The following is a 26,625-nucleotide window of genomic DNA, read 5'->3' on the forward strand; positions in this document are numbered from 1 at the left end:
CAAATTTATTTTTTTCAGGCAAAATAAACACGCTATTTAATCTAAGGTATAAAAACCATGACAAAATCTATGAATGAGATGGTCGATCATGCAGAATCGGCTTCGGGCTTGCTCAAGCTCATATCCAATAAACAGCGGTTAATGATTTTGTGCTTATTGCATGAGAATGAATTGTCTGTGGGCGCACTGAATGAACATTTACCGGGTTTATCCCAATCAGCCTTATCGCAACATTTGGCTCAATTACGCAAAGCGAATCTGGTTAAAACCAAGCGTCAATCACAAACCATTTTGTACTCTCTGGCCGACAGCAAAGCCGTTCAGGTTATTCACCTATTACATAAACTCTATTGCGGTTCAGGCAATTAAAAACACACACCATTTGGCATTATTTGGGGGAATTCCCCGACACCATTTGGTTGAGGGGATCTCTTCACCATCTCACCATCCCACTAAGCCTTAAATCAATTCTATCACCTGATTCACTTCCGTCACAGTGATGACTTTCATTGGCAACGCCCGGGTCCATTGACCGGCATTGGCTTTGGGTATGATGGCCGTTTTAAAACCATGCTGGGCGGCCTCTTTTAGTCGATCTTCACCGTTTTGAACAGGCCGAATTTCACCGGTTAGGCCCACTTCGCCAAAAATTACCGTGCCTCGAGGTAAAAAGCGGTTTTTAAAACTGGACACAATGGCCATCAAAATAGCCAAATCAGCAGCGGTTTCAGTGATTTTAATACCACCCACGGCATTGAGAAACACATCATGGTCATGAATCGACAAACCACACATGCGGTGCAATACGGCCAATAACATGGCCAGTCGGTTGTGTTCCAGACCCACCGATAATCGCCGCGGATTACCCAAGGGACTCTGATCCACCAGCGCCTGAATTTCCACCAGCAACGGCCGTGTACCCTCACGGGTCACCATCACCACCGAACCGGGTTTTTCGGCTTTGTGTTCGCTTAAAAAGATGGCCGAAGGGTTGTCCACTTCTCTGACGCCCCGTTCTGTCATGGCAAATACCCCGATTTCATTGACTGCCCCAAAACGGTTTTTTAAGGCCCGCAAAACCCGAAACCGGCTGTTGCCATCACTTTCAAAATACAGCACCGTGTCCACCATATGTTCTAAAATTCGCGGCCCGGCGATACTGCCTTCTTTGGTCACATGACCCACCAGAATCACCGTAATTTTATGCTGTTTGGCCAGTCGCACCAGTTGTGCGGCGGTTTCTTTGACCTGAGAAACTGAACCGGGTATGGATGTAAGCGCTTCGCTGAACAGGGTTTGGATTGAATCAATCACCACCAGGTCAGGTTTTTGTTTGAGCACGGAATCCATAATGGTTTCCAGTGACGTTTCTGCCATACAGGACAGGTTATCCACCGGCAAACCCAGCCGTTGGGCGCGCATGGCAATCTGCGCCAAAGATTCTTCACCGGTAACGTACAAAGGGTTGATGCTTTGGGTAATGTGCGCTGTGACCTGTAATAATAAGGTGGATTTACCGATACCCGGGTCACCGCCTAATAAAATCACCGAACCCGGCACCAAACCACCGCCCAAAACACGATCCAGTTCCTTGATGTCGGTCGGCGTACGGGTTTGCTGCTCGGTGCTGACCTGACCCAATTTTTGGATTTTTTTATCACCGGAATAATTACTGAAACGGTTCGATTGGCTGCTGCTTTTCACCGATTGTACTTTCACTTCATCGATACAGTTCCACTGGCGACAGGCACTACACTGACCGGCCCATTTATTGGTCACATGACCACATTGGTTACAGACAAATTGTGATTTTTCTTTAGCCATCAGCCAATTCCTGAATCGCTGAGGTATCAAATGGCCACGCTAACTCTTTTTGACCATTGGTTAATACGGGCACCTTGACATGATACCGCTTAATGAGATCGGGTGATTCATCAATATCAATGAATTCATAGCAGATGCCTTCGTCATGCAGCATCTGTTCGGCAAACTCGCACAAAGGACATTCCAATCTGCTATATAATGTCAGTTTTTTCATGGCGTTAGTTTATCATGGCTGTTAGTATTTTTGACTTGTTTAAAATTGGTATCGGTCCCTCCAGTTCACACACCGTGGGTCCCATGCGGGCTGCCCACTTATTCACCCAATATTTGCACAATCATGATCTGGCTGATAAAACCCGCCACATCACCACCGAACTGTATGGCTCATTGAGTCACACCGGCCGTGGTCACGGCACTGACAAGGCCATTATTTTAGGCCTGATGGGTGAACAGCCTGACAGCGTCGATCCGGACAAAATTCCTGCGATGCTGTCACAGACGAAGGACAGTGGGGTTATTATCAATGGAGCTTTGACGCTCAAATTCAGTGATAAAGACCACTTAAAATTCCATAAACGCAAAAAATTACCGTTGCATTCCAACGGCATGCAATTTACAGCCTATAACGAAGCCGGCGAGGCCTTAAAACAAAAGGCCTATTACTCAGTGGGTGGCGGTTTTGTGTTGGCTCATAATCACATGCAAGAGCAACACATCATGGAAGACGATACGCCACTGTCTTATAAATTTGAAAGTGGTGATGAGCTGATTACTTTGTGCCACAGACACAACATGACCATCGCCGATATTATGTACGCCAATGAACAGGCCTGGCGCAGCCGTGAAGACATTGACAGGCAACTCGACACCATCTGGCAGGCCATGGAACAGTGTATGCAACGTGGTTTTAACACCACCGGCACCCTGCCCGGTGGTTTAAACTTACCTCGACGTGCACCCAAGATATTTGCTGAACTGAACAAAAAATCCGCCAAAGATCTGGCTGACCCGTTAACCGTGATTGACTGGGTTAATGTGTATGCCCTGGCAGTGAGTGAGGAAAATGCCGCCGGCGGTCGCGTGGTCACCGCGCCCACCAACGGGGCTGCCGGCATTATTCCCGCCGTGATTAATTATTATTTAAATTATATTGATGGCGCCGATCAACAAGGGGTGCGCCATTTCCTGTTGACCGCCGCCGCTGTGGGTATTTTATATAAAACCAAAGCCTCTATATCCGGGGCTGAAGTTGGTTGTCAGGGTGAAGTGGGTGTGGCCAGCTCCATGGCAGCGGCCGGCCTCGCGGCGGCCTGTGGACTGACGCCGGATGAAATTGAAAATGCCGCCGAAATTGCGATGGAACATAACCTTGGTTTAACCTGTGATCCCATTGGCGGTTTGGTGCAAATCCCCTGTATCGAACGCAACGCCATGGGCAGTGTGAAAGCCATCAATGCGGTGCGCATGGCCGACCGCAATGAAGGCAACCATTATGTATCGCTGGACAAAGTGATTAAAACCATGAAAGCCACCGGCGATGACATGAAAGACAGTTACAAAGAAACCTCACGCGGCGGTCTGGCAGTGAATATTATTGAATGCTGATGAGTTTCAGGTTTAAAACCGGCAATTGACGTATATCAATGCCCCATGGCATGGAATTTTTTACAATTCAACATGATTTTTTAACCACAAGGTTATGCCCATGATAAACTTTAAAAAAACTGCCCTGGCCTCCGCCATGATGGCAGCCACCTTAACCGCAACACCGTTGGTGTTACACGCAGCCGATACAGAACAAGCCAATAAAGGCGAAGCGTCCTTGTCATTTCGCTACCGCTATGAAATGGTGGATCAAGAAAACTTTGCCAAAGATGCCAACGCATCAACATTACGTACCCGCTTAAATTATAAAACGGCTGATTACAGCGGCTGGCGTTTTTTTATTGAAGTGGATGATGTCACTGAAATTTGGGGGGATCATTACAATGCCGGCGCCGGTAACACCCCGGACAGAACCCAATATCCGGTGGTGGCTGATCCCACCGGCACCGAAATTAATCAGGCTTGGGTCAGTTTTCAGTTTAATGATAAGGCGTCAACAAAATTAGGCCGTCAGCGAATTTTACTGGACAACCAGCGTTTTGTCGGTGGTGTTGGCTGGCGGCAGAATGAACAAACTTACGATGCGTTGTCCTTTGATTTTGATGTGGCCGACAGCCGTCTGTTCTTGGCTTATGTGGATCACGTCAACCGTATATTTGGCGAAGACGTGCCCGCCGGTGACCACGACAACCAGACTTTGCTGGCCAACTGGAACAAATCCTGGGGCGATAAACATCACATCAAAGCCTATTATTACGGCATCGAAAATGATGATGCACCTGCTTTTTCAACCAACACTGTCGGCATTGGCTACAACACCCATTTTGATGTGGGTGCACAAAAACTGAAATTAGGCCTTGAATACGCCAGCCAATCGGATGCGGACAATAATCCGGTCAATTATGATGCTGATTATTGGCGTTTTGATGTGGCGATGACTTTTAGAAACGGTGAATTTTTCGCCGGACATGAAATCCTCGAAGGCAGTGACACAAAAAGTGGTGCCTCTTTTAGAACACCGCTGGCCACATTGCATGCTTTTAACGGCTGGGCGGACCAGTTTTTAGCCACGCCGGATAAAGGCATTGTTGATACTTTTATTGGTGTTAAAGGCAGTCTCAACGGTTGGGGTTGGCAAGCCAAGTACCATCAGTTTGATTCTGAAGCCGGTTCGGGCCAACTGGGTTCTGAATTTGATGTGTCCCTGTCCAGAAAACTCGGTGAAAAAGCCGGTCTGCTGTTAAAAGCCGCGGATTATTCGGCCGATCAGCACAGCCAAGACACCCAAAAAGTGTGGCTGATGTTCAGTTATAGTTTATAATTTCGGACAGAACATTGACCCAGATCAATGAATCATTTAACCTTAATAATTAAAATGCCCACGCTTTAGTCAGCGCCCCGCCATATAATTGGCGGGGTTCTTTGTCAACGAAAAAAGAGAACCTTATGAAAGAGTTATTTACCAAAAGTGTTGCCAGAAACATTTATTACGGTGGCTCACTGTTTTTCATTCTGTTGTTCCTGGTATTGACTTTTGACACACACAAAAGAATACCATCAACTGATAACAGTGAAAACATCACCGAAGTCGTGGCACACGGCAAACGCCTGTGGGAGGAAAACAATTGTGTCGGCTGTCACACCTTGTTGGGTGAAGGCGCCTACTTTGCGCCGGAACTGGCCAATGTGTATGACCGTTTCGGTCAAAGCACGGACGCCATCAAAGCTTTTATTATGAGTCGCCCTGCCAATGGTATTCCCGGTCGCCGCTCCATGCCACAATTTAATTTCACCGATGAAGAGTTGGAAGCCCTGGCTCAATTCCTGAAATACGTCAACGGTATTGAAGCCCAAAACTGGCCACCCAACATTCAAGGATAACGGAGTTAAACTATGAAATATCAATCTCAAGCAGTGTCAAAACTGTACTTTAACGCAGCCATCGCCTTGTTTGTGGGTCAAATCATATTTGGCGTCATTCTTGGCTTACAATATGTCATCGGTGACTTTTTGTTTCCGTATATTCCCTTTAATATTGCCCGCATGGTGCACACCAATCTGTTGATTGTGTGGCTGTTATTCGGCTTTATGGGTGGTGCTTACTACCTGGTGCCCGAAGAATCCCAACGCGAACTGCACTCGGTTAAACTCGCCAAAATCTTATTTTGGGTGTTCTTTATTTCAGGCGCATTAATCGTCTTAAGCTACCTGTTACTACCCTATCAACGTCTCGCTGAATTAAGCGGAAATGCCTTCTTGCCGACTATGGGTCGGGAGTTTTTAGAACAACCAACCATCGGTAAAATAGGTATCGTTATTGTTTGCTTAGGCTTTTTGTACAATATTGGCATGACCGTTATCTCGGGACGCAAAACCGTGATTAATGTGGTCTTGCTCACCGGTCTGGTGGGTCTGGCCTTGTTATTTTTGTTTGCTTTTGTGAACCCTGAAAATCTGGTACTGGACAAATTTTACTGGTGGTGGGTTGTTCATTTATGGGTAGAAGGTGTCTGGGAATTGATTCTGGCTTCCTTACTGGCCTTTGTCCTGATTAAAACCACCGGTGTGGATCGTGAAGTCATCGACAAATGGGTTTACATCATTGTTGCCATGGCGCTAATCACCGGCATTATCGGTACCGGTCACCACTACTTCTTTATTGGTACGCCCGGCTATTGGTTGTGGTTAGGTTCCATATTTGGCGCCCTAGAACCCATACCATTCTTCCTGATGACTCTGTTTGCCTTTAACATGGTGAATAAACGACGTCGTATCCATGCCAACCGTGTGGCCGTGCTTTGGGCCTTAGGAACCGGTGTGATGGCATTCTTAGGTGCAGGTGTCTGGGGCTTTTTACACACTTTGGCACCGGTTAATTACTTTACTCACGGCACTCAGATTACCGCGGCCCATGGCCACATGGCTTTCTATGGTGCTTATGTGATGGTGGTGTTGTGCATGATTTCCTATGCCATGCCCAAATTGCGTGGTCGCGTGGCCAACTCAAACAAAGCCCAGGTGGTCGAAATGTGGTCGTTCTGGTTAATGACCATCTCGATGGTATTTATTACCCTGTTCCTGACCGCTGCCGGTATTGTTCAGGTTTATCTGCAACGTATGGGCGATCAGCCTTTGCCTTATATGATTGTGCAAGACAAACTGGAGTTCTTCTACTGGTTGCGTGAAGCGTCCGGAGTTGTCTTCCTGATTGGCCTGATTGTGTATCTGTCGAGCTTCTTAATCAAAGGTGAGTCGGATCAACACATTGATGTCAGTCATAAAAATCCCGCCATCAATTCTTGATAGCACTTAATAATAGGGTGGCCCTTTTGGGCTGCCCTTTTTTATTTACAGTAAATTATGTCTAATACCAGCCCACTCAAACATTCCGATTCACTCAGCTACTATCAACAACAAAACAATGAAGTGGCCCTGTTTGAATCCGCCTGGAATAACCAGTTACCGGTCCTGCTGAAAGGTCCCACCGGTTGTGGTAAAACCCGTTTCGTGCAGCATATGGCGGAAAAACTGGGTCGCAAACTTTACACCGTGGCCTGCCATGAAGACTTAACCGCTTCTGATCTCATCGGGCGACACCTGATTGGTGACGGCGAAACCTACTGGCAGGACGGCCCATTAACCCGTGCTGTTCGCGAAGGTGCGATTTGTTATCTCGATGAGGTGGTGGAAGCTCGCAAAGACAGCATTGTTGTGATGCACCCTTTGACCGATGACCGGCGGATTTTACCGATTGACCGTACCGGTGAGTTGTTACACGCGCCACCTGAATTTATGCTGGTGGTGTCATACAATCCCGGTTATCAAAATCTGCTTAAAGGCATGAAACCGTCCACCAAACAACGGTTTATGTCGATGAGCTTTGATTATCCCGATAAGGACATGGAAGCCCAAATTGTCGCCAAAGAAGCCGGTGTTGATTTGGAATTAGCCAAATTACTGGCGCGGCTGGCCAGTCATATCCGGCAATTGAAAGACCACGATTTGGAAGAATCAGCCTCAACCCGACTGTTAATTTATGCCGCCACCTTAATTAAAAGTGGTATTCCAGTATCTGAAGCCTGTCGGGCAGCCATTGCCGAACCTTTAAGTGATGACATCGAAGTGGTAGAAGCCCTGATGCAGGTCATGAACGCACAACTGGGCGATGACTGACAATGGAAGAATGGGTTGGTGTCAAATGGCACCATTACATTACCAATAAAAGTACCATCCGCTATCGTGAGGCGGCGGTGTCATTAAATGATTTAGGCAAGCGTCTGGCGGTATTCTTTCGCGCGCTGGGTGGTGATCCGGGCTTAAGCCTGGCCGAGACCTCGGATTATATTCATGACGGTCACCGAACTTTTTTGCAAAAAATGGCCGGCTCCGGTGTTAAACAGGCCCTGCCTCATTTCCATAATGAGTTTTTCTTTTTACCGCATCAAATCGATTGTTTTCCTTCCAAAAAAGCTAACGAAGCCTTGTATTACTGGCTTACAGCACTGGCCAGCCTGAACCACACACCGCACAAGCATCACTGGATAAAACACAACCAATATTTAAGCCAGCAAATACTCAACAATTGGCCTGGTTTACGCAGCCGATACAAAACACTGTCACGCTTACAATTACAGCATCGACCAAAAATAAGTTCTTTACCGAAAAAATTACAACCGGTTGAACGTGCCTTGCAAAAAGTCATTGCCGATCCCTGGTGTGATAACGACGTCGAGGTCGGCCACGATGTGCAGCCTTTACCTGTGATGTTATGGCTTTATCCATCACCAATTAATACTGTGGCAGAACGCCGCGATCAGGACCATCAAGGTGATCAAGAACAAGAACAAAAGTTAGCCGCTAAAAACCTTGGTGATAAAAAATACAAGGCCGAGCAAATGGATGACCGTGATCAGGGCGATGGCCTGATCGCCTTTCGCTTAGAAAGTTTATTTACCTGGTCTGAATTTTTAAACCTGGATCGCTCTGAAGAAGACACCGATGACGAGGACTTACAAAGCGTTGCCGATGATTTAGACAAAATCACCGTCAGCAGCGGCAAAACCGCCAGTAAAGTGAAGCTCGATTTGGATTTGCCCTCTGCCGAATACGATGATGTGGTGTTGACTGAAGGTATTTTGTTGCCCGAATGGCATTATAAAAAAGAACAACTCATCGAAAAGCAATGCGCCCTACAAACCATGGCACTGAATATCACCGAACCGGCACAATGGCGGGAAGAAACCCGCAAACAGGCCAAAATGCTGAAACGCCAATTCGAATCACTTAAACCACAACGTAAATGGCTGGATCGCCAGGAACAAGGGGATGAAGCTGATTTGAACAGCTTTCTTGACTTCAGTGTGCAACGTTCAATGGGAAAAGGCACCACTGACCCCAACCTCTACCGGCAACTACATCAAACCAACCGTGATTTATCGACGCTGTTACTGGCTGATTTATCGTTGTCCACCGATGCCTTTGTTTCCGGTGACCGTAAAGTAATTGATGTGATTCGTGAATCACTGTATATTTTTGGCGAATGTCTCAGTGCTGCGGGTGAACGCTTCTCCATCACCGGCTTTGCCTCTAAATTGCGCAGTCATGTACGTTATTATGAACTCAAAGGCTTTGATGACCGTTACGATGACACCGTACGTAACCGGATTTATGCCATTAAACCCAATTTCTACACCCGCATGGGTGCCGCCATTCGTTATGCCACCGGGCAACTCACAGCACAAAAAACCGGCCAAAAACTGTTGTTAATTTTAACCGACGGCAAGCCCAATGATTTAGACCAGTATGAAGGCCGTTATGGTATGGAAGACACCAAACATGCGGTCAATGCCGCCCGCAAAGAAGGTCTGGTACCCTTTTGCATCTCCATCGACATCGAGCCCCATGATTATTTGGCTTATATTTTCGGCGGCCAATCTTTTCTCCATATAAAACACATCGAAGAACTGCCCAAAAAACTGCCCATGCTGTTTTACCAGTTAACCCATTGATTTAAGCCCACCTTAAAATTATAGGCAAAAATACCGGATTGGGAACAACAGGGTTTATAATTAAAAATAACCACAAAGTTCACAAAGGAAAAATATGATTGCTTAGCGCCCTTTGTGATCTTTGAGGTTAATAAATATGCTAACCGCAGAGCAAAGAGGATATTTCACTAAAAATATTTCTGGTTAAACAGACGCTAAAAATTCGTGTCGGGTGGGATAATTTTTTCTCAGTTTATCAAATGATTGGGGCAAATTTTTAATTTCATTTCTGAGCGCCTGATCATCCTGACTGATGTCATAATAAGACAGCAACTTAGACACCTTGTTTTCATTCGATTGTGGTTGCCAGGGGTCATTAACCCGTATATTTCTGTCTAACGCTGTTCGTTTGAAAGGCACTTGAAAATAATCGGACAGGGCCTGGCACAGCATCGCAGTGGCCCGCCATTTACCCTCAATCGCGTAACCGGCAATGTGGGGCGTCGCCAGCAGACAGTGCTGTACAAGTTGTGCATTAATCATCGGCTCGTTCTGCCAAACGTCTAAAACCAAATTAACCGGACTTGCGGTGTTTTGAACATAATATAAGGCCATCTGATTATCCAGAATATCACCGCGTGCCGTATTAATCAGCAGCTGATCTGCAGACAATGCATTTAAAAAGGCCACATCGATCAGATGTCTTGTTGGCCAGGGACCACGCTGCGTTAACGGCACATGAAAGCTGATGACATCAGCCTCACTCATAGACTGTAAGGAATAATAAGTCTCATTGGGTTCCTGAGCCTGTCGCGGTGGATCACACAACAGACAATGAACGCCCATTTGCTGCAAATATTTCTGTAATAAACCACCAATTCGGCCAACGCCAACAATACCCACCTTTAAACCCTTAAAAGTACGATTTGTCCGTTGCAACCAAAAGGCGATGGCAGCCAAAACATATTCGACCACTGATTGGGCATTACTGCCTGGCGCATAGGCAAAGCCAATATTTGATGCGTTTAGATAATCTAAATCGATATGATCCAGTCCGATGGTGGCGGTGCCGACAAATTTAACCGATGTGCCCTTGAGCAAATCTTCATTAACACGGGTCACAGAGCGCAGCAATAAAGCATCCACTGCACTAAGATCAGAACGTTGTATATCACGGCCGGGCATCTTTTGAACAGTCACATCTTCACCGAAAGCATGGGGCAAGCCCGGAATATTTTCATCCGCAAGAATGCGCACAGAAGCAGGCATGGATTTAAGACCCTGAATTATTCAAGCTCAGCCAGCACACAACGAAGCACACCATATTCGTACAAACCATCTAAGGCGTCATAAACCGGTTTGAGCTTTTTGTCTTCGATGTAACCGGTCATTTCAGCGGTTTCTTCAATGTAATCAATTTCATTGTCATCCAGTTCGGTCACCGCTTTACGGTCCACTAAACCGGCGGCAATGGCCTGAGCTAAGTGCGAATAAACGGTTTTGGTGTTTAAATCCAGGGTTTCGGCCACTGCATCCACTGATTCCAGTTCCAGAAAATGATCCAGCGTGACATTGACCTCATCTTCGAGTCGGTTATCCAGCTTTTCAGGCAAGGGGTTGTCTTTAATCACTTTCAGAAAAGCCTCACCGTATTTGGCCAGTTTGTATTCACCGACACCGGAAATATACATAAATTTTTCACCTTCAACCGGGCGTTTTCGAACCATTTCTAATAAGGAGGCATCACTAAAAATCACATAGGGCGGCACCCCATGTTCTGCGGCCAAATCAGTACGCAATTGGCGTAAAGCATTCCACAACACAGTGTCATGACGCCCCAGTTCCAGGTTATCGTTTTGGGCAGTTTTGTTTTTGGCTTTGACCACATCACGCAAATAAAAGGGTTCTTCGCCTTTTAAAATGGGTTTGGCTTTTTCAGTTAATTTAAGTGCGCCAAATTCATCATCCACTTCAATATAACCAAGGCTAATGAGTTGTCGGTACAACCGCCGCCACCAGGTCTTGGGATGATTTTTACCGATACCGTAAACGTTTAATTGATGGTGTTTAAACTGTTTAATCCGTTCTTCATTTTTATTGCCGATTAAAACATCAATCAAATACATCATCCCAAAGCGCTGTTCGGTGCGATAAATCGCCGACAACGCCATCTGGGCTTCGGTACTGGCATCAATTTTTTCAGGCGGATTCAGACAATTATCACAATTACCGCAGGGTTCGGCCAATTCCTCGCCAAAATAGCGTAACAAGGTGATGCGCCGGCATTCCAGTTGTTCACACAAATCCACCAGCGCATCCAATTTATTGTGCAGCACATTCTTATAGTCATCGCCGGCTTCAGAATCCCGGATAAACTGACGTTGCATCACCACATCCTTGTAGTTATAGGCCATCCAGGCATTGGCGGGACGACCGTCACGGCCGGCACGGCCGGTTTCCTGATAATAGGATTCGATGTTTTTAGGCATACTGAAGTGGGCCACAAAGCGGACATCAGGTTTATCAATCCCCATGCCGAAAGCGATGGTGGCAACGATAATCACGCCCTCCTCAATAAGAAACCGATTTTGGTTTTTGGCCCTGACTTTGGCCGACAGACCGGCATGGTAGGGCAAAGCCGTGCGACCCTGAGCAGTCAAAAATTCAGCCACCGATTCCACCTTACGCCGTGACAGGCAATAAACAATGCCGGCGTCATCGCTGTGGTTTTGGCTGATAAAATCCCAAAGCTGTTGCTTGCCTCGGTCCTGTTCTTCAATGGCATAACGGATGTTGGGTCGGTCAAAGCTGGAAATAAACTGACGTGCTTTTTGTAAATCAAGTTCTTGAACGATTTCATCCCGTACCCGTTCATCTGCGGTGGCGGTCAGCGCCACCCGTGGTACATCGGGAAATTGTTGGCTCAAAACAGACAGGTTCTGATACTCAGGCCTGAAATCATGACCCCATTGTGACACACAATGCGCTTCGTCAATGGCAAACAATGCAATATCAATGGTTTTCAAAAAAGCCTGCATGTCTTCATTGGATAAGCGTTCCGGCGACAAATACAACAAGTCCAAGTCGCCGCAACGGGCCTGCTGTTCAATGGATTCAACCTCTGAAGCAGATAACGTTGAATTAATATAAGCAGCACTGACTCCCAATAATTTCAGGGCATTGACCTGATCTTCCATCAATGCGATTAAGGGCGAAATCACCACACCCACACCATCACGAACAATGGATGGAATTTGATAGCACAAAGACTTGCCGCCGCCGGTGGGCATCAACACCAGGGCATCTTCCCCTTTTAGAATAGAAGCCACAATTTCCGATTGATGATGACGGAAGTCACTGTAACCGAAGGTTTCTTTAAGTATTTTTTTTGCTCTGTTCATCTCTATTATTTTAGTTTAATACTTACTACTTACGCAAGCCCCAAAAATAAACAGCCATTCTCACTTTTTGAGACAACTGTGCTTTTTAATACAAGCTCATCAACAGAATGTGTATTTATCATGACTTTATTGAATCGTTTTTACCGCACCGGACTCATGATTATGTCGACCACGCTGGCCATATTGATGATTAAACCCATGCTGATTGTTTTTATATTGACGGGTTTATTGATGAGCTACGTAATTCATTACATCATCAAACATCCGGCCTGGAGTCATCTGATGGCACGGGTGGTGGCAGAATGTGTGGGTTTGATGCTTGTACTGGCATTTTTTGTCAGTTTAGTGGTGATTTACAGTCATTTAATCGCTCCCTGAGTGCATTTAATTCAGCCTCTGTTTAATCAAGCTGGTTATAATGGTTTTTAATTTTGCCAAAATCATGTTAAAAATTTTACCGGTTGTTTTGACCCTGATATTAACCGCTTGTGCACAGCCGCCCAAGCCATTGCGTGGCGATTACAGCACCATGCCGCCACAGCAATACCAGAAAACGCCCGTCACAGACTTAAAAATACGTTGGACCGGTATTGTGATTGATGTTGAAAATAAACCTGATCATAGTTGTTTAACCGTGATGGCCAAGGTACCGAATCAATACGCCCGGCCGTCCTATCAAAACCGCGTCGATCTGGGCCGTTTTATTGCCTGTAAACCAAAGTTTTTAGAACCTAAATATTTCACAAACAGAGCTGTTACCGTTACCGGCCGGGTTAAACGCCTGGTGGTGAAAAAAATCGATGAACTGGATTATAACTATCCCCTGGTGGATGCGGATGTAATTTACTTGTGGTGATTATCGAACACTTGCGTGACTCGATGCATCACATCGTCCACAGTAATTAACTCCATGACACCGGGCAATTCCGTTTTGGTGCCCCATGTCACCTGATCCACCGGTTTATTGAGAAATTGCCGGCAAGCTTCGGGGTATTTATTGACCGTCAATTGTGGAAACTGATAACTGCCGGAACGTTCTGGGTTGCTGGCAGCCATTAAGCCAATCACCGATGTGCCCACCGCGCCGGCCATATGCAACGGCCCCGAATCCGGCGAAATCACCAAATCAACCAGGCTCAGTAACGACCATAACTGTTTTAACGTGTCCTGACCGGCCAGGTTTAAAACTGGAGATTGGCATTGGGCAACAATCTCTGCCACAAAAGATTTTTCCTTGTACGACGGGCTGGCGGTCAAAATAACATGTGCATCGTATCGTTGTTTAATCGCATCGATCAATGCCGCGTAACGTTGTGTTGACCAGTTTCTGAGTGGATGGCTGGAACAGGGACTGATGAGAATGTTCTTTTGCTGTGGCTGAATATGACGGGTCGCCCAGTCGCGGTCTGTTTGTTCAATCGGCAAAGTCCAGTCCATCACCGGCTCACAACCCAGGTGATAAACAAATTGCATAAAACCATCCAACACGTGGTATTGAGGCAATGCCGCCACCATCTCATTCACCACCCAGCCGTGCAATTCCTTATGCCGTGTTTTGTCATAACCAATTCGTCGCCGTGCCGGAATAAACCGAGAAATCATATTGGCACGAAAGGACAGCTGCATCTGTAACAACACATCAAAGCGCTGTCTCCGCAGAGAACGCCTTAATTGAGACAGACTTGTCAGCATGTGATTTTTATCAAAAACGATAAAATCAACCCCCGGCAGTCCCTGCAGTAATCGGTACTCTAATCGACCAATCACCCAGGTGATGGATACACCCGGCAATCCGGCCTGCAAACTTTTCACCACCGGAATCATATGGGTGACATCACCGATGGCGGACAGCCGTAATAAACAGATGGAGCGAACCGTTGGGTTTGTTGTCATGCTTCAAATCATTTAAAATGACCTATTCTATCACTGAATTTTAAACTCAACACTTTGCATCAAAGCAAAAAAAACAAACGGCGTTTTCTGGTTCATCCCGAAACCCAATCAGAGCCGACAGAAAACTGGTTCAGTGCCCAACACTGGGCCAACCAGGGACGCTTACTCGGAACTTATGCCGGTCGCGGTTCTGTCTGGATCATCAAATCTGATGACGGCAAATGGGTGCTAAAACATTATTACCGGGGCGGCTTATATGCCAAAATCAGTCGCGACAAATACCTCTGGTCAGGTTTTAACAGTACCCGCGCCGTGCGAGAATTTAACTTATTGTTGCACATGGAAAAATTGGGTTTACCCTGCCCAAAACCGGTGGCCGTACAGATTCAGAGATTCGGCTTGTTTTACACCAATGACTTAATCACCCAATACATCACCCACCAGTTCACTTTTGCCGAGAAACTGACACAATCGGACCCCACTTTGTGGCAACAGGTGGGCACCGTGATTGGCCGATTTCATGCCGCCGGTATTTATCATGCAGATCTCAATGTACACAATCTGTTGATTCATCAGGATTCAATATATCTGATTGATTTCGATAAAGGTGAAATCAAAAAAAACCGTAAACATTGGCCCCAAAGTAACCTGGCCCGTTTAAAAAGGTCTATTGAAAAAGAAACTGACAGCCGTTGTGAACAGGACTTCAAGAAACACTGGCAAGCCCTGCTCAGTGGTCACCGGGATGCCATGCAAAATGTCTCGAAATAAGCCTTTCGACGCCAAAAAATTTATCGCTGAATTGCCCACCTCTCCCGGCGTCTATCAGATGCTGGACAGCACGGGGCAGATTATCTATGTCGGCAAAGCACGCATCTTAAAAAACCGGGTCAGCAGTTATTTTAACGGCAGTGCCAAAGACAACAAAACCATGGCCCTGGTGCGGCAAATCGCCGACATGCGTTACCACATCACACAATCCGAGGGCGATGCCTTAATCCTGGAAAACCAGCTGATTAAAAAACACACCCCGAAATACAATATTCTGCTCAAAGACGGTAAAAGCTATCCGTATATTTATATTTCAACCGATGCCGATGAATTTCCCCGCATCACCTATGCGCGGGGTAAAAAGAAACGCAAAGGCCGGTATTTTGGCCCTTACCCGAGTTCACCGTCGGTGCGTTATGCCCTGAATTTCCTGCAAAAAGTCTTTAAAGTCCGGCAATGCACCAACAGCTTTTACAGTAACCGCTCACGGCCTTGTTTGCAACATCAGATTAACCGCTGCACCGCACCCTGTGTCGGTTTGGTTTCAAAGAAAGACTACCAAAAACAAATTAAATACACCATCGACTTTATTGAAGGTAAATCATCACAGGTGGTGGACAGTCTGGTTAAAGAAATGGAACAGGCTTCAGCGGATATGAGCTACGAACTGGCCGCCGAGATACGCGACCAGATCAAGGCCATCCGCAGCATCCAATCACATCAGGCAGTGGAAACCGGTCTCACCGATCAGATTGACGTCCTGTCAGTCGGACAGGAAGCCGGTCTTTATATCGTCACGGTCGGCACCGTGCGCAATGGCCAGTTTCTGGGTAACCGCAACCATTTTCCCAACACCCCGAAAGACATCACTCTGCCCGATTTATTACACGACTTTATCAGCCAGTATTATGACGAGGACATACTGCCCAATCGCCTAATCTGCAATATTGAACCCAGCGATAAAAACGATCTGGCGGAATTACTCAGTGTCCTTAAAGGCAAAAAAGTCTTTATCACCGCCAAACCCCGCGGTCAGCAGTTAAAACTGCTAAAACAAACCACTGAAAATATGCACAACGCCCTGCAGGTACAAGTCAATAAATACGCCAGCTGGCAGAAAAAATGGGATTTATGGGTCACTGAACTGGGCTTTAAGACAATGCCCGAACGCATTGAATGTTTTGACATTTCTCATCAAATGGGTGAGCACACCCGGGCTTCTTGCGTGGTGTTCGATGCACAAGGCGCGGATAAAAAAATGTATCGCCAATACATTATTTCCGGTATTCAGGGCGGTGATGATTACGCCGCCATGTCGCAGGTGATTGAAAAACGCCTCGACAGCCTAAAAAAACGCGATATTCCACTGCCTGATGCATTTATTATCGACGGCGGTAAAGGTCAGGTCAATCAGGCGGTAAAGATATTAAAAGAACAGAATCTCGAAAGCGTCCGCATTATCGGTGTGACCAAAGATGAAAACCGCACCGCCGGCAATGAACGCATTTATCTGCCCGAACGTCATGAATTTATAAGCCCCGAGCCGCATGGTTTATTGTCTTTAATGATGCAACATATTCGTGATGAAGCCCATCGATTTGCCATTAAAAGCCATCGCAAAGCTTTTAAAAAATCACGAAATACATCATTGTTGGAAAACATACCCGGCATCGGCCAGGCCAGACGCAATCAATTATTGAAACACTTTGGGGGCCTTCAGGGCCTCAAACAGGCCGGTATCGATGACATCCAGAAAGTCCCCGGCATCAGCGAAAAACTGGCACAAGAAGTCTTTAGCCATCTGCATCAATAAGTACGCTCTCTGCCTCAATGACTTCCATCCCTTTAAATCGATCAGCATTATTTTCAGCATCGTTGAGCACATCACGGATAAATATGGTTTTCACCTGATCCGGAAACTGTTCCCGGATATGCGCAAACACTTCAGGGTCATGCTCACCGGAATCACCGATTAAGGTAAACATCCGTTGAGGGAAATGTGAAAATATTTCGGTGATTTGGCGAATTTTTTGCTTCTCGGATGCCTTGGAACCAAGTTTAATAAGTCGATAGAAATCACCGTAAGTTTCACCTTCAAGCAAATGTAAACGCACATTTTTCATATGCACACTGCCGTGAGGAAAGCCGACTATATCGCTAAATAAAAATTCAGATAAAGGCTGAAACATCTGCCACGGCCCGCCACTGACATAATGAAAAGCGGTGCCTTCATCGAAGGTTTTAAACAAAGCCTGCATCTGCGGCACCGGCTGAAACGGCTTAAAAAAAGTATTCATCATCACCACCGCCTCACCTTCGGTGATTTCGGTAATTTTCAGGGTGTCGTCGATATCGGATATCACTGAATGACCCACCGGTTTAATCAATTGAATTCGGCCTGCCCCCACATGGTCTTTGCCCACTGCCTCAAAAGTTAACCAGCCGTTGTTCGATTGCTGCGCCGCCAATAAAGTCTTCGCCCGTTCTTGTGACAGGGTTAATTCAGCCAATAACAAACCATTAAAATCGGTGCGTTTATCCCCCTCTACTGACTGTAAACGCATAATTTCACTCTCAGGATCACCATCAAAACGAATATGTACCGCCTCAAATGACTCACTGTCTGCCACGAAATCCTTAAAACGCATGCGAAACATGGCCTGCTGGTCAACACTTAATTGCTCTAAGCCGGCTTTATTGCGCACCACCCGTTTAGACAATTTTGATAATTGCCGGCCAAACCAACCGTCATGCTCATGCACCCAGACCCGCAATGGAATTCGCCACTGGTCATCATCTAAATAACCGTAACTGGGGTAAAAGGTCACATGTTCCTGATCACGCATGGTTTGTTTCTCTGTTTTGTTATTAGCGGCTGCTGCCGACAGGAATGTCAGTAATAATATCAACGAAACGGCACATCGTACAAACATCATCTTTTGATTACATCAAATCCGGAAAACCCAGCTGCGCTAAAGCTTGATACACCACAATCGCCGCGGTATTGGATAAATTTAAACTCCGGCTGTCCGCTTTCATCGGAATCCGCACCGGGTAAATCAAATCATGTCCCCTCACCTCTTCCGGCAAGCCCCGCGTCTCCGGCCCCAATAACAGACAATCATTATCCGCATACGTGACCTGATGGGAATAATCCGTTGCCTTGGTGGTTAAGGCATAAATACAATGAAAATCAGTGTCTTGCATAAAAGAATTAAAGTTCTTATGCTCAACAACTTGCGCCCACTCATAATAATCCAGACCCGCTCGCCTGAGCGCCTTTGTCTCCATCTCAAAACCCAACGGATGAATCAAATGCAACTGCACCCCGGTATTCGCACACAATCGAATAATATTCCCCGTATTCGGCGGGATTTCAGGTTCATACAGGGCTAAATGCAGCATAAACGGTATGTGAAAAACAAAGATTTTATTGTATGCGGAGATAGCTGATTTCACAAATAGTTAAAACCAACATCAACTGTTTAAATTTCATATTTTAGTAGGTTGGGCTAAGCAAAGCGCAGCCCAACTTGAACACTACCTGTTTTATCTCGTTCCCATGCTCTAGCGTGGGAACGAGGGTAAATACGAATCATAACTCAAAATTAAACGAATTATTGGCACCATCAGTTTGTTTCGCATAAACCAGACCAATACTTAACAAACCCTTTTCAAGTTCTAAGAATGAATCAAAAGCCACACCGGTGGTTTTCGTTTAGAATCCTGGCACATCTTCATTATCAATGTCGCAATAGAACAAAACCGGTTTATGTTGGCCATTCCAGATTTTAGACCAGTTAGCCAGTCGTGTTTTGTTGTCATGATCACCGGCCGCGACATCGTCACCAAATTCGGTTAACCCGATTCACATAGACCAGCTGTAAATGACTGCCGTCTAACTCAAAATCTGCACGGGCCGCGTCGAAGGTTTGTTCGTTTTTGCCGCCAGGCCACACCCCCAATAAAGCGTTGATTATCAAAGACAATTCTTTGTCGTCCCAGTTTAAAGTTGTGATCTGAAAAATGCAGATTAAACCACGCCTGGTTAATCTCATTACCCATAGGGTCAGCCACAACCCGGTATTGGGTGCGATTGGGGGTGTTACCGCCACCGGCATTGAACTTATCGCCCAGAATATCTGTGACGTTATCCACCTGAAAGCGGCTTATCAAATAGCCATATTTATCTATAATAAAAAATAGGCAGACCTTCCCTGGTCTCATACATACATCTGACTCAATGGTTAAAAATTATCAGGAAGTATGGGGTTGCCTTTGGTGGATGTGCCAGCCACCCATTCTCCGATAGGTGTGATGGACGATCCCGATGAATATTTTTTGGCCGTAATCCACCATATATACCAACGACCGTCCGGGTCTTTCAACGGGGTGGCAAATTTAAATTCCTGCCATCGATAGGTCCAAGTGGTTTCTGTGCCGGATAATTTAACATCTCCATTACTGGCGATATCAACATCATCAATGTCAATTTCGCTACTCTTACTTTCTCGTTCAATAATTTTATCTGTGGTTAAGACAATCGGACCATAGGAACCAAATTGATAGCGTGGTTTTTCCAGAATCTCTTCAGCCAATTCTGTTAAATCATCATCCTCGGTCGCCGGTTCAGGTAATCTGGATGCGTTCAATGCCATTTCTGCCTTAGACTGATAAGTTTTTTCTGCCTGGTTAATGGCAGCTAAAGCTTGTGTAGCGAGGCTTTGATCCTGCTGTAAGGCTTGTGCGAGATACAAGGATGACTGAGCCAGGGCTTTGGTTTCCGCGAATAACGCCGCAGCTTGTTCAACCTGGTCCTCTTTAAGAAACACCCACTTTTTATCACCGGTTGGATCTTCTTGCCAACGTCCCTTAATTTCGTTGAGCTTTTGTTGTAATAGATTGTTAGTTGTATCAGCTGTGCTATGGTAATTTTTTTGCACGGACTCTTGCCAATGAACCGCGTTGCGTTGCATTCGCTTTAAATCATCGGCATCAAAAGGCGCGCCACTTTGAGGTACGCCGGGGTTATTGGGTAAATAAGCCAGAGGAGCTATTGCATTTAATTCTTTTAAATTATGCTCACCCACTGTTCTGGCTTCGCTGGCTTGTTTAACCCAGTCTTTCACTTCCTGAGCGCTAAAAGGAGGTGTCATGGGTTCTGGTACGGGGTATTGATCGAAATTCTGTTGTAATTTTCGCATCCTCGCCTGGACATCACCTAATTGTTGGCGTTGATCACTGGCTCTTTTGAACTCTGCCTTAAGTGCTTTTTGCAAAGCGAAATACGCATTCCTGGCGGCTTGCACCTCAGGTTCATTCACCTGCGGATATCGATTAAGCGCTTCAGTAAATTGTTTAAAACGTTTTTGCCGCGCCTGAACAATATCCGGGTTTTGAAATTCCGATGGTCCTGTAGCAACAATAGACTTTCGAATTTGCTCCATGTCTCTAGCCATTTTTTTTAATTGAACTTTTTGCCCTGACACCAGTGCTGGCGAATTACCCTGTGACCATAAGGGTGTACTACAGACCATAAGCACAATAATGTAACAATATTTCATTTGTTCTGTCCTCTATTAATGTAAAAACAAATGACATTATGTCAAGGGCGGCTCATTTAGACCTGAAAATATCCTGAAAATATCATGAAATATGCTTATCGCTTACGACTCATTACTCAACTTGACTGACTTTATACATGATGAAAATAAGTTTCATGTATTTTTCAGAATATTTCCAGGGATAAAAAATCGCTGACCTTTAAAATTCAGGACTAACATTTGAGCTTTCACTCATTTGTTCAATCAACTAAAAAAGAGGAATCAATTTTGAACATATTAAACGGTCTTATAACAGTCGTCCTGGTCTTTACTTTGTGCTTGTTAATGTCCGCTTCATTCGCTCAAACCACCATTGTGATGGACTGGGCTTTAGATGAAGAATCTATCAAAACTGCTGTTCTTTTGCACAAGGCGGATTATTGTTCCCGGATAACAGTGGTTCCGGTACAGACAAATGCATATTAAGACGTGCCCTGAGATAAGCCGCCGCAATTTCTGATGATACTTTTTGCTACATCTTATGCTCATGAACCTGAGCCCACTCACGATAATCCAAACCTGCGCGTCGCAAGGCTTTAGTCTCCATCGCAAAACCCAACGGATGAATCAAATGCAACTGCACCCCGGTATTGGCACACAAACGAATAATATTCCCCGTATTCGGCGGAATCTCCGGTTCGTAAAAGGCTAAATGAAGCATAAGACGAATGTAATTATTGAAAGAAGTTATTGTAGGCGGAGATAAGAAGATAAACAAACATTAAGGGCAACAACCCCAGTTCAATCTCAAATTTCAGGTAGGTTGGGCTGAGTTTGAGAAGCCCAACAAAACAGATAAATCAATTGTTACTGTGCTTAATTTTAATATACAAAAAAATGGGAATAGATAAAATAACATAGAGAATTAACCCCAAAAACCAATTGAAATGATTCCGTACCCAATCAGAACGATTACATATTCTAAAGAATGGTCATCACCAAAAATAAACGCTAATGACACCCCCGCTATTAGATAAACGGCCATCAAGAACCATTAAATCTTTGTCCATTTTTCAAATAATTCGTCTTTCATGAATCCAAATTTAAATACTTTTGTCTCGGTATGACAGCCCTCAAGACATTCAAAGATAAATTTCAGATAATTTTCAGGGGAATTTCAGGTATAAAAAAATCCCCTCTTTTAAAATCCAGACCATCAATGCAGCTTTTATGCTTTGTTTAACTATATTAAAAAGAGGAGTCGATTTTGAAAATAATGAATGGTCTTAAATTAACTGCCGCGGTTTTAACGATGTTTTTGTTAATCCCAACCGGTTTTGCTCAAACAACGATTGTGGTCGACTGGGCTTTGGATGAAGAACCGAATAATAATCAACATACCTGTTCCTATACGCAAGGTGGTTTATTCTTCCCGGATAACACCGGATCCGGTGCCGGAAAATGTACGTTAAGGCGGGCTTTACGAGAAGCCGGTGCCATTTCTGATGATGCATTTTGTAGTGGATGCACACCCATAACCATCGTATTTACCGGTCTCAACGGCACCAATGCCGATGCCGATGACAGCCAGTTTAACAATGGCCAATGGATATTACCGATAGCCGATGGTGCTTCGACCAGTGATTTTGGGTTATACCCCCAGTCCATTACTGACGTGGATGGCCCTATTTTCCTGCAGGGACTACCGGTGGATGTGCAACATTTCAATGAAATGCCAAAAATCATGGTGCAAAGCGACGCCACTTTAGAAATAGAAATTAGTGATGTGACGATTGAGAACATGGGCTTTTTTGGTGGCATGAGTGTTATGGCCAACGAAGCGAATATGACTTTTCAGAATAATGTGTGGGGATTGACACCTGATGGTTTAGACATGGCATTTGCTGATCTGGCCAATGATGCCAATTACCTGGCCGGCAACCATGGCATATTAAGTACCCATAAAGCCGATAATTTAACTGTGGAGAATAACATCATAACCGGCGCATCGACTTTTGCGGTGGAAATTAACAGTGCCACCACGGGCGTTTCAGTGATCGGAAACTGGATTGGTACCAATATTACCGGTTCAATACCCATTGTGCCTGAGCATTTAAAATGCCGGGCTTTTGTGTCGCCGTTTAATCCGGTGAACCCGCCTTTAGAGCCCACTGAATGGTTTGGTGGTGCCGGTATTTCGGCCGCAGGTACCGGCTTAGTCATTCAGGATAATACGATTGTTGGTTTACAAAATATTCGCAGCACCAATGATACGCCACCTGAGGCGCTCACGGTGTTTGGGGCCTTACATACCATCGAAAATAATATCATTGGTCAAAACACCACCGGTATTAGTCAGGGTGTTTGTGGCCAGGGCATTAAATTTTCTACTCGAACTGATATCAGCAATCCGCAAAACAACGGACATCTGGTGATTGACAATATTATTGACTCAGCCCGAAATGGCTTTGAAAACACCAAAGGCGCAATTCTTTGGACGGATACCAGCAACGCTTCATTTCGTGATGGTGGTAACACGGTGAGACGTAATTTAGTCATTAACGGACCGGAAAAGTATTATGAGATTGGACCCATGCTTGCCACTGATATTAAAACTTTCGAACCGGCAGAAATCACCAGTATTTCCGGCACTCAAATCGCCGGCGGCAATCACCCCAGTAATGTGTTTGGAAACCCCAGCCCGTGCCCAAACTGTATCATTGATTTTTATCTGGATGATGGCGATGCCAATGAAGAAGGCTTGGTTCATTTAGGTTCAACCATTGCAGATAATAACGGTGACTTCACATTTACATTACCTGCTCCACTGCCGCCAGGTTTTGGCATCAGAACCACCAGCACCAGTCAAAGTAACGACATAATTCCCAACACATGGGCCGGTCAAACCACCGCCATGTCAAAACAAGTTTACGGACTTATTAATGACATTATTTTTAAAGATGGATTTGAATAAAGTCTATGTTTAACGGATTTAACCCGGGTGCATGAGGTATCCGGGTTTTATGGCCAACAATCTTCATATTACTTTTTAAATGTAGAGTCCTTGCCAATAATTATTTTGATTTATCGGCTCACAAGCTGACTATATAGAATACAACCCGTGCTAAAATGGCTTATAAAAGCGCTGATAACCCAGCTCATTTCAACCATAAAAATATATGTCATAAAGCATGAAGTTACAATTTTACGATTTTATTTTAGACACTGATCGCCAAACGCTTTTCCATTCTAAAACTGAAATAGAAATTACTAAAATCAACTATCAAGTGCTGTTGTATTTTGTAGAGCACCAGAACCAAGTTGTTACCAAAGACCAGTTAATTGATAATATCTGGCAGGACAAAATGGTCACAGAAAACTCCATCGATCAGTCTCTATCGAAAATCCGTAAATCCCTGGCCAAATACGATGACCGAGTTATCATAAAAACAGTCTTTGGAAAAGGCCTGGAATTCACTGCTCCGGTTCAAAAAATAGACACATCATCAACCGACATCCATTCTAAAATTAACAAATCTAAATCGCTATTCCTGGTCATTGCCGGTTTACTTGTTATTTTTTCTACCGGCTACTACGGGAGCCATATTTTATCGGAAACCAAAGCCAATAATCAGCCACCTATTCTGATACTGAACAATAATAACAACTCCGATTGGTTAAATTTAAGCAGCCGACAATTATTTAATCAGCTGTTTTCAAACAGTCAGTACAACCATTTAATCGACAATGACAGTAAACCGGACCAATTATCCCAGAGTGAGTATATTTCTAATTATTGGCGTATTAATCCAAATCTTGAAGTGGTGTTGACTGAAGTATCAGAGAACGATACTGGTTACACCCTTACCGTAAAAATCAGTAAGAAACAAGGTGATGTATCGGAAACATTTCAGGATAAAGAATTAACAACCTTATTGACTAAAGCTAACAAGTGGCTGGTTTCCAACAGCAGTTTACGAGATACCAACAACGAATTTGAATACCTTTTACCCGAAGACTCACATGTTTTAGAATTGTATATGCGGGGCTTAGATAGTTTAGATAAAGGCGAACTGGAACAAGCCTTAAATTATACCAAACTGGCCAAAGACCAGGAGCCCGAATTTATATTGGCCCAACTCCAATTGGCTGATATCCAATCAAGAAAAGGCGACAACCAACAAGCCGTTGAAATCCTGGATCGCCTGAAAAACATGCCACACTACTCAAAAGTTCAATTATCAGCAGAAATGCTGCGGGCTGATATACTGGACACAGCAGGAGAATACCAAAAAGCCATAGAAACCTATCAACACTTAATAGCCAATTACGGGCAACAAAACCCTAAAAAGATTCTGGCGGTCAAATACAACCTCAGCTTTTCACTGGCCAGTGAATTAAAGTATGAACAAGCATTAACACAGCTGGATGATATTCTTATCGCTTTGCAAGATCACTCAGATCCAAAATTCATGGCTGACGTACTCCATAAAAAAGGCAGCATTCTACTGCAAATAGGACGCACGGCTGAAGCCCGTGAACTCGCGAATAAAGCCTTTAAACAATACAATGATTTGTCTGATCTCATGGGGTCAGCCATAGTCAATATTCTCCTGGCTCGCATTGCCAACCATGAGTCTGACTATGACAACGCCACCTACTTTCTTAAGCAATCCATCAATATATATCGACATGCTAATTATCCCCTTGGTGTCGGCGCGACTTTAAATGAGTTGATTTATACATTAATGGTCAGTGGTCAGTTCGACGAAGCCTGGACCCATATGTTGGAAATGAAACAAATTGCGATGGATATCGATTATTTCGCCATGTTAATGGCAGCCAAACAATTTGAAATTGAAATATCACGGGCACGTAAACAATGGGCCCAGGCAGAAGCCGGTTTGGATGATTATTTAAAACTGTCAACCGAAGAAAATTTCACCCGTGGCCTCTTTAAACACAAATTATTTGGCCTGGATCTTGCACTTGATCAAGAACAACCAACCCGGGCCCAGAATTACATTGATCAAATTCAAGAGCACATAGATAAAAGTGGTGAAAATCGCTTACAACCGCGCTTAAACTTTCAGCAGGCACGGCTCTATTTCCTACAAGATAAAGATGAAAAAGCCTTACAACTTTTAAACGAAAATAAGGCCTCTGCTTTGGCCACCGATGACATGGAGACCATCCATGAAATTAACAATGAATTGTTGCGCCATTACATTAAGTCCGGTGATTATGAAGCCGCGCAAAAGATTATAACGGCTATAGATAAAAACCCAAACAAACCCCTCGACTATCCTTACCTTTTATTAAAATCAAAAATCCTCTATGGATTGGGTCACAAACAACAAGCTCTGAACCTGGCAGAATCCAGCAAAGCACAAGCACATGAATTTTGGCAAGCCGCTGATGAGCAGTACCTGAAATCTCTGTCAAATTAACCGCATCAAGATCAAAAGCATTTTAATCGGCTTTCTTGGTGTCTGGTTGATAGGCTCAATATTTAAATCCTATTAACTGCACAACAATATGTAAATCTATTTGTAGAGACCAGACCTTGTGACAAGGCTCAAATCCGCCACTGCCCGTAGC

Annotated in this window: 23 protein-coding genes and 2 pseudogenes; 14 read left to right on the forward strand and 11 right to left on the reverse strand. The window is 44.8% G+C overall.

Annotation, left to right across the window (positions count from 1 at the left end; all coding sequences use genetic code 11):
• The first annotated feature begins 69 nt into the window (after window positions 1-69).
• Window positions 70-369 carry an ArsR/SmtB family transcription factor gene (locus IEV16_RS00315; protein WP_188363670.1) on the forward strand — a complete coding sequence of 100 codons (300 nt, stop codon included), beginning with the start codon at window positions 70-72 and terminating at the stop codon, window positions 367-369.
• Window positions 370-459: 90 nt separating this feature from the next.
• Here the strand turns inward: IEV16_RS00315 and radA are convergent, their stop codons facing one another.
• Window positions 460-1,824, reverse strand: coding sequence for a DNA repair protein RadA (radA, locus tag IEV16_RS00320; RefSeq protein WP_188363671.1), 1,365 nt, complete (start codon window positions 1,822-1,824; stop codon window positions 460-462).
• Window positions 1,817-2,038 carry a glutaredoxin family protein gene (locus IEV16_RS00325; protein ID WP_188363672.1) on the reverse strand — a complete coding sequence of 74 codons (222 nt, stop codon included), beginning with the start codon at window positions 2,036-2,038 and terminating at the stop codon, window positions 1,817-1,819. Before IEV16_RS00325 ends, radA begins: the two co-directional genes overlap by 8 nt.
• A gap of 14 nt (window positions 2,039-2,052) precedes the next feature.
• On the opposite strand from IEV16_RS00325, the gene IEV16_RS00330 reads away from it, so the two are divergent.
• The 6 genes from IEV16_RS00330 (at window position 2,053) to IEV16_RS00355 (ending at window position 9,437) form a co-directional block, all read left to right on the forward strand.
• The gene (locus IEV16_RS00330) at window positions 2,053-3,429 is read left to right on the forward strand and encodes an L-serine ammonia-lyase (protein WP_188363673.1); all 1,377 of its coding nucleotides are present in this window, start codon (window positions 2,053-2,055) and stop codon (window positions 3,427-3,429) included.
• A gap of 100 nt (window positions 3,430-3,529) precedes the next feature.
• Window positions 3,530-4,750 (forward strand): alginate export family protein, encoded by a 1,221-nt coding sequence (locus IEV16_RS00335; protein ID WP_188363674.1) that lies wholly within the window; start codon window positions 3,530-3,532, stop codon window positions 4,748-4,750.
• A 125-nt stretch (window positions 4,751-4,875) separates the two neighbouring features.
• Window positions 4,876-5,310, forward strand: a complete 435-nt coding sequence (locus IEV16_RS00340; protein ID WP_188363675.1) for a c-type cytochrome — start codon at window positions 4,876-4,878, stop codon at window positions 5,308-5,310.
• Between the two features lie 12 nt (window positions 5,311-5,322).
• Entirely contained in the window at window positions 5,323-6,732 is a 1,410-nt protein-coding gene (locus tag IEV16_RS00345; RefSeq protein ID WP_188363676.1) for a cbb3-type cytochrome c oxidase subunit I, read from the forward strand.
• Between the two features lie 57 nt (window positions 6,733-6,789).
• Entirely contained in the window at window positions 6,790-7,602 is an 813-nt protein-coding gene (locus IEV16_RS00350) for a CbbQ/NirQ/NorQ/GpvN family protein (RefSeq protein ID WP_188363677.1), read from the forward strand.
• A gap of 2 nt (window positions 7,603-7,604) precedes the next feature.
• A complete protein-coding gene (locus IEV16_RS00355; RefSeq protein ID WP_188363678.1) occupies window positions 7,605-9,437 on the forward strand; it encodes a nitric oxide reductase activation protein NorD in 1,833 nt (610 codons plus the stop codon).
• A gap of 183 nt (window positions 9,438-9,620) precedes the next feature.
• On the opposite strand, the gene IEV16_RS00360 is transcribed toward IEV16_RS00355, so the two are convergent.
• The 3 genes and pseudogenes from IEV16_RS00360 to recQ form a co-directional block, all read right to left on the reverse strand.
• Window positions 9,621-10,685, reverse strand: a complete 1,065-nt coding sequence (locus IEV16_RS00360) for a 4-phosphoerythronate dehydrogenase (RefSeq protein ID WP_188363679.1) — start codon at window positions 10,683-10,685, stop codon at window positions 9,621-9,623.
• Window positions 10,686-10,702: 17 nt separating this feature from the next.
• Window positions 10,703-11,047 carry a helix-turn-helix domain-containing protein gene (locus IEV16_RS13575; RefSeq protein ID WP_443093935.1) on the reverse strand — a complete coding sequence of 115 codons (345 nt, stop codon included), beginning with the start codon at window positions 11,045-11,047 and terminating at the stop codon, window positions 10,703-10,705.
• Window positions 11,036-12,817 (reverse strand): annotated as a pseudogene (gene recQ / locus IEV16_RS00365) (DNA helicase RecQ); the annotation flags it as partial. The pseudogene recQ and the gene IEV16_RS13575, both read right to left, overlap by 12 nt.
• A gap of 120 nt (window positions 12,818-12,937) precedes the next feature.
• On the opposite strand from recQ, the gene IEV16_RS00370 reads away from it, so the two are divergent.
• On the forward strand, window positions 12,938-13,195 hold the full coding sequence (locus IEV16_RS00370; protein WP_188363681.1) for a hypothetical protein: 258 nt from the start codon (window positions 12,938-12,940) through the stop codon (window positions 13,193-13,195).
• 64 nt (window positions 13,196-13,259) lie between these two features.
• Window positions 13,260-13,673, forward strand: a complete 414-nt coding sequence (locus tag IEV16_RS00375; RefSeq protein WP_188363682.1) for a Slp family lipoprotein — start codon at window positions 13,260-13,262, stop codon at window positions 13,671-13,673.
• Here IEV16_RS00375 and IEV16_RS00380 read toward each other — a convergent pair.
• Entirely contained in the window at window positions 13,661-14,710 is a 1,050-nt protein-coding gene (locus tag IEV16_RS00380; protein ID WP_188363683.1) for a glycosyltransferase family 9 protein, read from the reverse strand. The genes IEV16_RS00375 and IEV16_RS00380 overlap by 13 nt on opposite strands.
• A gap of 54 nt (window positions 14,711-14,764) precedes the next feature.
• On the opposite strand from IEV16_RS00380, the gene IEV16_RS00385 reads away from it, so the two are divergent.
• Together IEV16_RS00385 and uvrC are read left to right on the forward strand one after the other, a co-directional pair.
• Entirely contained in the window at window positions 14,765-15,481 is a 717-nt protein-coding gene (locus IEV16_RS00385; protein ID WP_188363684.1) for a 3-deoxy-D-manno-octulosonic acid kinase, read from the forward strand.
• A complete protein-coding gene (uvrC, locus tag IEV16_RS00390; protein WP_188363685.1) occupies window positions 15,468-17,294 on the forward strand; it encodes an excinuclease ABC subunit UvrC in 1,827 nt (608 codons plus the stop codon). Before IEV16_RS00385 ends, uvrC begins: the two co-directional genes overlap by 14 nt.
• Here the strand turns inward: uvrC and IEV16_RS00395 are convergent.
• The 3 genes from IEV16_RS00395 to IEV16_RS00405 form a co-directional block, all read right to left on the reverse strand.
• Entirely contained in the window at window positions 17,275-18,417 is a 1,143-nt protein-coding gene (locus IEV16_RS00395; RefSeq protein WP_188363686.1) for a phosphatidate phosphatase App1 family protein, read from the reverse strand. The genes uvrC and IEV16_RS00395 overlap by 20 nt on opposite strands.
• A 7-nt stretch (window positions 18,418-18,424) precedes the next feature.
• The gene (locus IEV16_RS00400; protein WP_188363687.1) at window positions 18,425-18,886 is read right to left on the reverse strand and encodes a tRNA (cytidine(34)-2'-O)-methyltransferase; all 462 of its coding nucleotides are present in this window, start codon (window positions 18,884-18,886) and stop codon (window positions 18,425-18,427) included.
• A gap of 440 nt (window positions 18,887-19,326) precedes the next feature.
• A complete protein-coding gene (locus tag IEV16_RS00405) occupies window positions 19,327-19,470 on the reverse strand; it encodes a hypothetical protein (RefSeq protein ID WP_188363688.1) in 144 nt (47 codons plus the stop codon).
• A gap of 37 nt (window positions 19,471-19,507) precedes the next feature.
• Here IEV16_RS00405 and IEV16_RS00410 point away from each other — a divergent pair, with 37 nt between their 5' ends.
• Window positions 19,508-19,687 carry a hypothetical protein gene (locus tag IEV16_RS00410; protein ID WP_188363689.1) on the forward strand — a complete coding sequence of 60 codons (180 nt, stop codon included), beginning with the start codon at window positions 19,508-19,510 and terminating at the stop codon, window positions 19,685-19,687.
• Between the two features lie 41 nt (window positions 19,688-19,728).
• Here IEV16_RS00410 and IEV16_RS00415 read toward each other — a convergent pair whose 3' ends face one another.
• Window positions 19,729-20,928, reverse strand: a complete 1,200-nt coding sequence (locus IEV16_RS00415) for a hypothetical protein (RefSeq protein WP_188363690.1) — start codon at window positions 20,926-20,928, stop codon at window positions 19,729-19,731.
• A 637-nt stretch (window positions 20,929-21,565) separates the two neighbouring features.
• A pseudogene (locus IEV16_RS00420) lies at window positions 21,566-21,745 on the reverse strand (tRNA (cytidine(34)-2'-O)-methyltransferase); the annotation flags it as partial.
• Window positions 21,746-22,291: 546 nt separating this feature from the next.
• Between IEV16_RS00420 and IEV16_RS00425 the strand changes: the two are divergent.
• Both IEV16_RS00425 and IEV16_RS00430 read left to right on the forward strand, forming a co-directional pair.
• Window positions 22,292-23,998 carry a hypothetical protein gene (locus IEV16_RS00425; RefSeq protein WP_188363691.1) on the forward strand — a complete coding sequence of 569 codons (1,707 nt, stop codon included), beginning with the start codon at window positions 22,292-22,294 and terminating at the stop codon, window positions 23,996-23,998.
• 217 nt (window positions 23,999-24,215) lie between these two features.
• Window positions 24,216-26,474 carry a winged helix-turn-helix transcriptional regulator gene (locus IEV16_RS00430; RefSeq protein ID WP_188363692.1) on the forward strand — a complete coding sequence of 753 codons (2,259 nt, stop codon included), beginning with the start codon at window positions 24,216-24,218 and terminating at the stop codon, window positions 26,472-26,474.
• The last annotated feature ends 151 nt before the right edge of the window (window positions 26,475-26,625 follow it).

It is taken from the genome of Marinicella pacifica, assembly GCF_014636635.1.
Classification (GTDB): domain Bacteria; phylum Pseudomonadota; class Gammaproteobacteria; order Xanthomonadales; family Marinicellaceae; genus Marinicella; species Marinicella pacifica.

Excerpts from the sequence above, each read along its gene's own strand:
- IEV16_RS00395 (WP_188363686.1), bottom strand. The coding sequence starts at position 18,417 with ATGATGTTTGTACGATGTGCCGTTTCGTTGATATTATTACTGACATTC.
- radA (WP_188363671.1), bottom strand. The coding sequence starts at position 1,824 with ATGGCTAAAGAAAAATCACAATTTGTCTGTAACCAATGTGGTCATGTG.
- IEV16_RS00400 (WP_188363687.1), bottom strand. The coding sequence starts at position 18,886 with ATGCTGCATTTAGCCCTGTATGAACCTGAAATCCCGCCGAATACGGGG.
- IEV16_RS00340 (WP_188363675.1), top strand. The coding sequence starts at position 4,876 with ATGAAAGAGTTATTTACCAAAAGTGTTGCCAGAAACATTTATTACGGT.
- IEV16_RS00355 (WP_188363678.1), top strand. The coding sequence starts at position 7,605 with ATGGAAGAATGGGTTGGTGTCAAATGGCACCATTACATTACCAATAAA.
- IEV16_RS00315 (WP_188363670.1), top strand. The coding sequence starts at position 70 with ATGAATGAGATGGTCGATCATGCAGAATCGGCTTCGGGCTTGCTCAAG.
- IEV16_RS00375 (WP_188363682.1), top strand. The coding sequence starts at position 13,260 with ATGTTAAAAATTTTACCGGTTGTTTTGACCCTGATATTAACCGCTTGT.
- IEV16_RS00335 (WP_188363674.1), top strand. The coding sequence starts at position 3,530 with ATGATAAACTTTAAAAAAACTGCCCTGGCCTCCGCCATGATGGCAGCC.
- IEV16_RS00415 (WP_188363690.1), bottom strand. The coding sequence starts at position 20,928 with ATGGAGCAAATTCGAAAGTCTATTGTTGCTACAGGACCATCGGAATTT.
- IEV16_RS00350 (WP_188363677.1), top strand. The coding sequence starts at position 6,790 with ATGTCTAATACCAGCCCACTCAAACATTCCGATTCACTCAGCTACTAT.
- uvrC (WP_188363685.1), top strand. The coding sequence starts at position 15,468 with ATGTCTCGAAATAAGCCTTTCGACGCCAAAAAATTTATCGCTGAATTG.
- IEV16_RS00345 (WP_188363676.1), top strand. The coding sequence starts at position 5,323 with ATGAAATATCAATCTCAAGCAGTGTCAAAACTGTACTTTAACGCAGCC.
- IEV16_RS00370 (WP_188363681.1), top strand. The coding sequence starts at position 12,938 with ATGACTTTATTGAATCGTTTTTACCGCACCGGACTCATGATTATGTCG.
- IEV16_RS00430 (WP_188363692.1), top strand. The coding sequence starts at position 24,216 with ATGAAGTTACAATTTTACGATTTTATTTTAGACACTGATCGCCAAACG.
- IEV16_RS00410 (WP_188363689.1), top strand. The coding sequence starts at position 19,508 with ATGCAGATTAAACCACGCCTGGTTAATCTCATTACCCATAGGGTCAGC.
- IEV16_RS00380 (WP_188363683.1), bottom strand. The coding sequence starts at position 14,710 with ATGACAACAAACCCAACGGTTCGCTCCATCTGTTTATTACGGCTGTCC.
- IEV16_RS00330 (WP_188363673.1), top strand. The coding sequence starts at position 2,053 with ATGGCTGTTAGTATTTTTGACTTGTTTAAAATTGGTATCGGTCCCTCC.
- IEV16_RS00325 (WP_188363672.1), bottom strand. The coding sequence starts at position 2,038 with ATGAAAAAACTGACATTATATAGCAGATTGGAATGTCCTTTGTGCGAG.
- IEV16_RS00360 (WP_188363679.1), bottom strand. The coding sequence starts at position 10,685 with ATGCCTGCTTCTGTGCGCATTCTTGCGGATGAAAATATTCCGGGCTTG.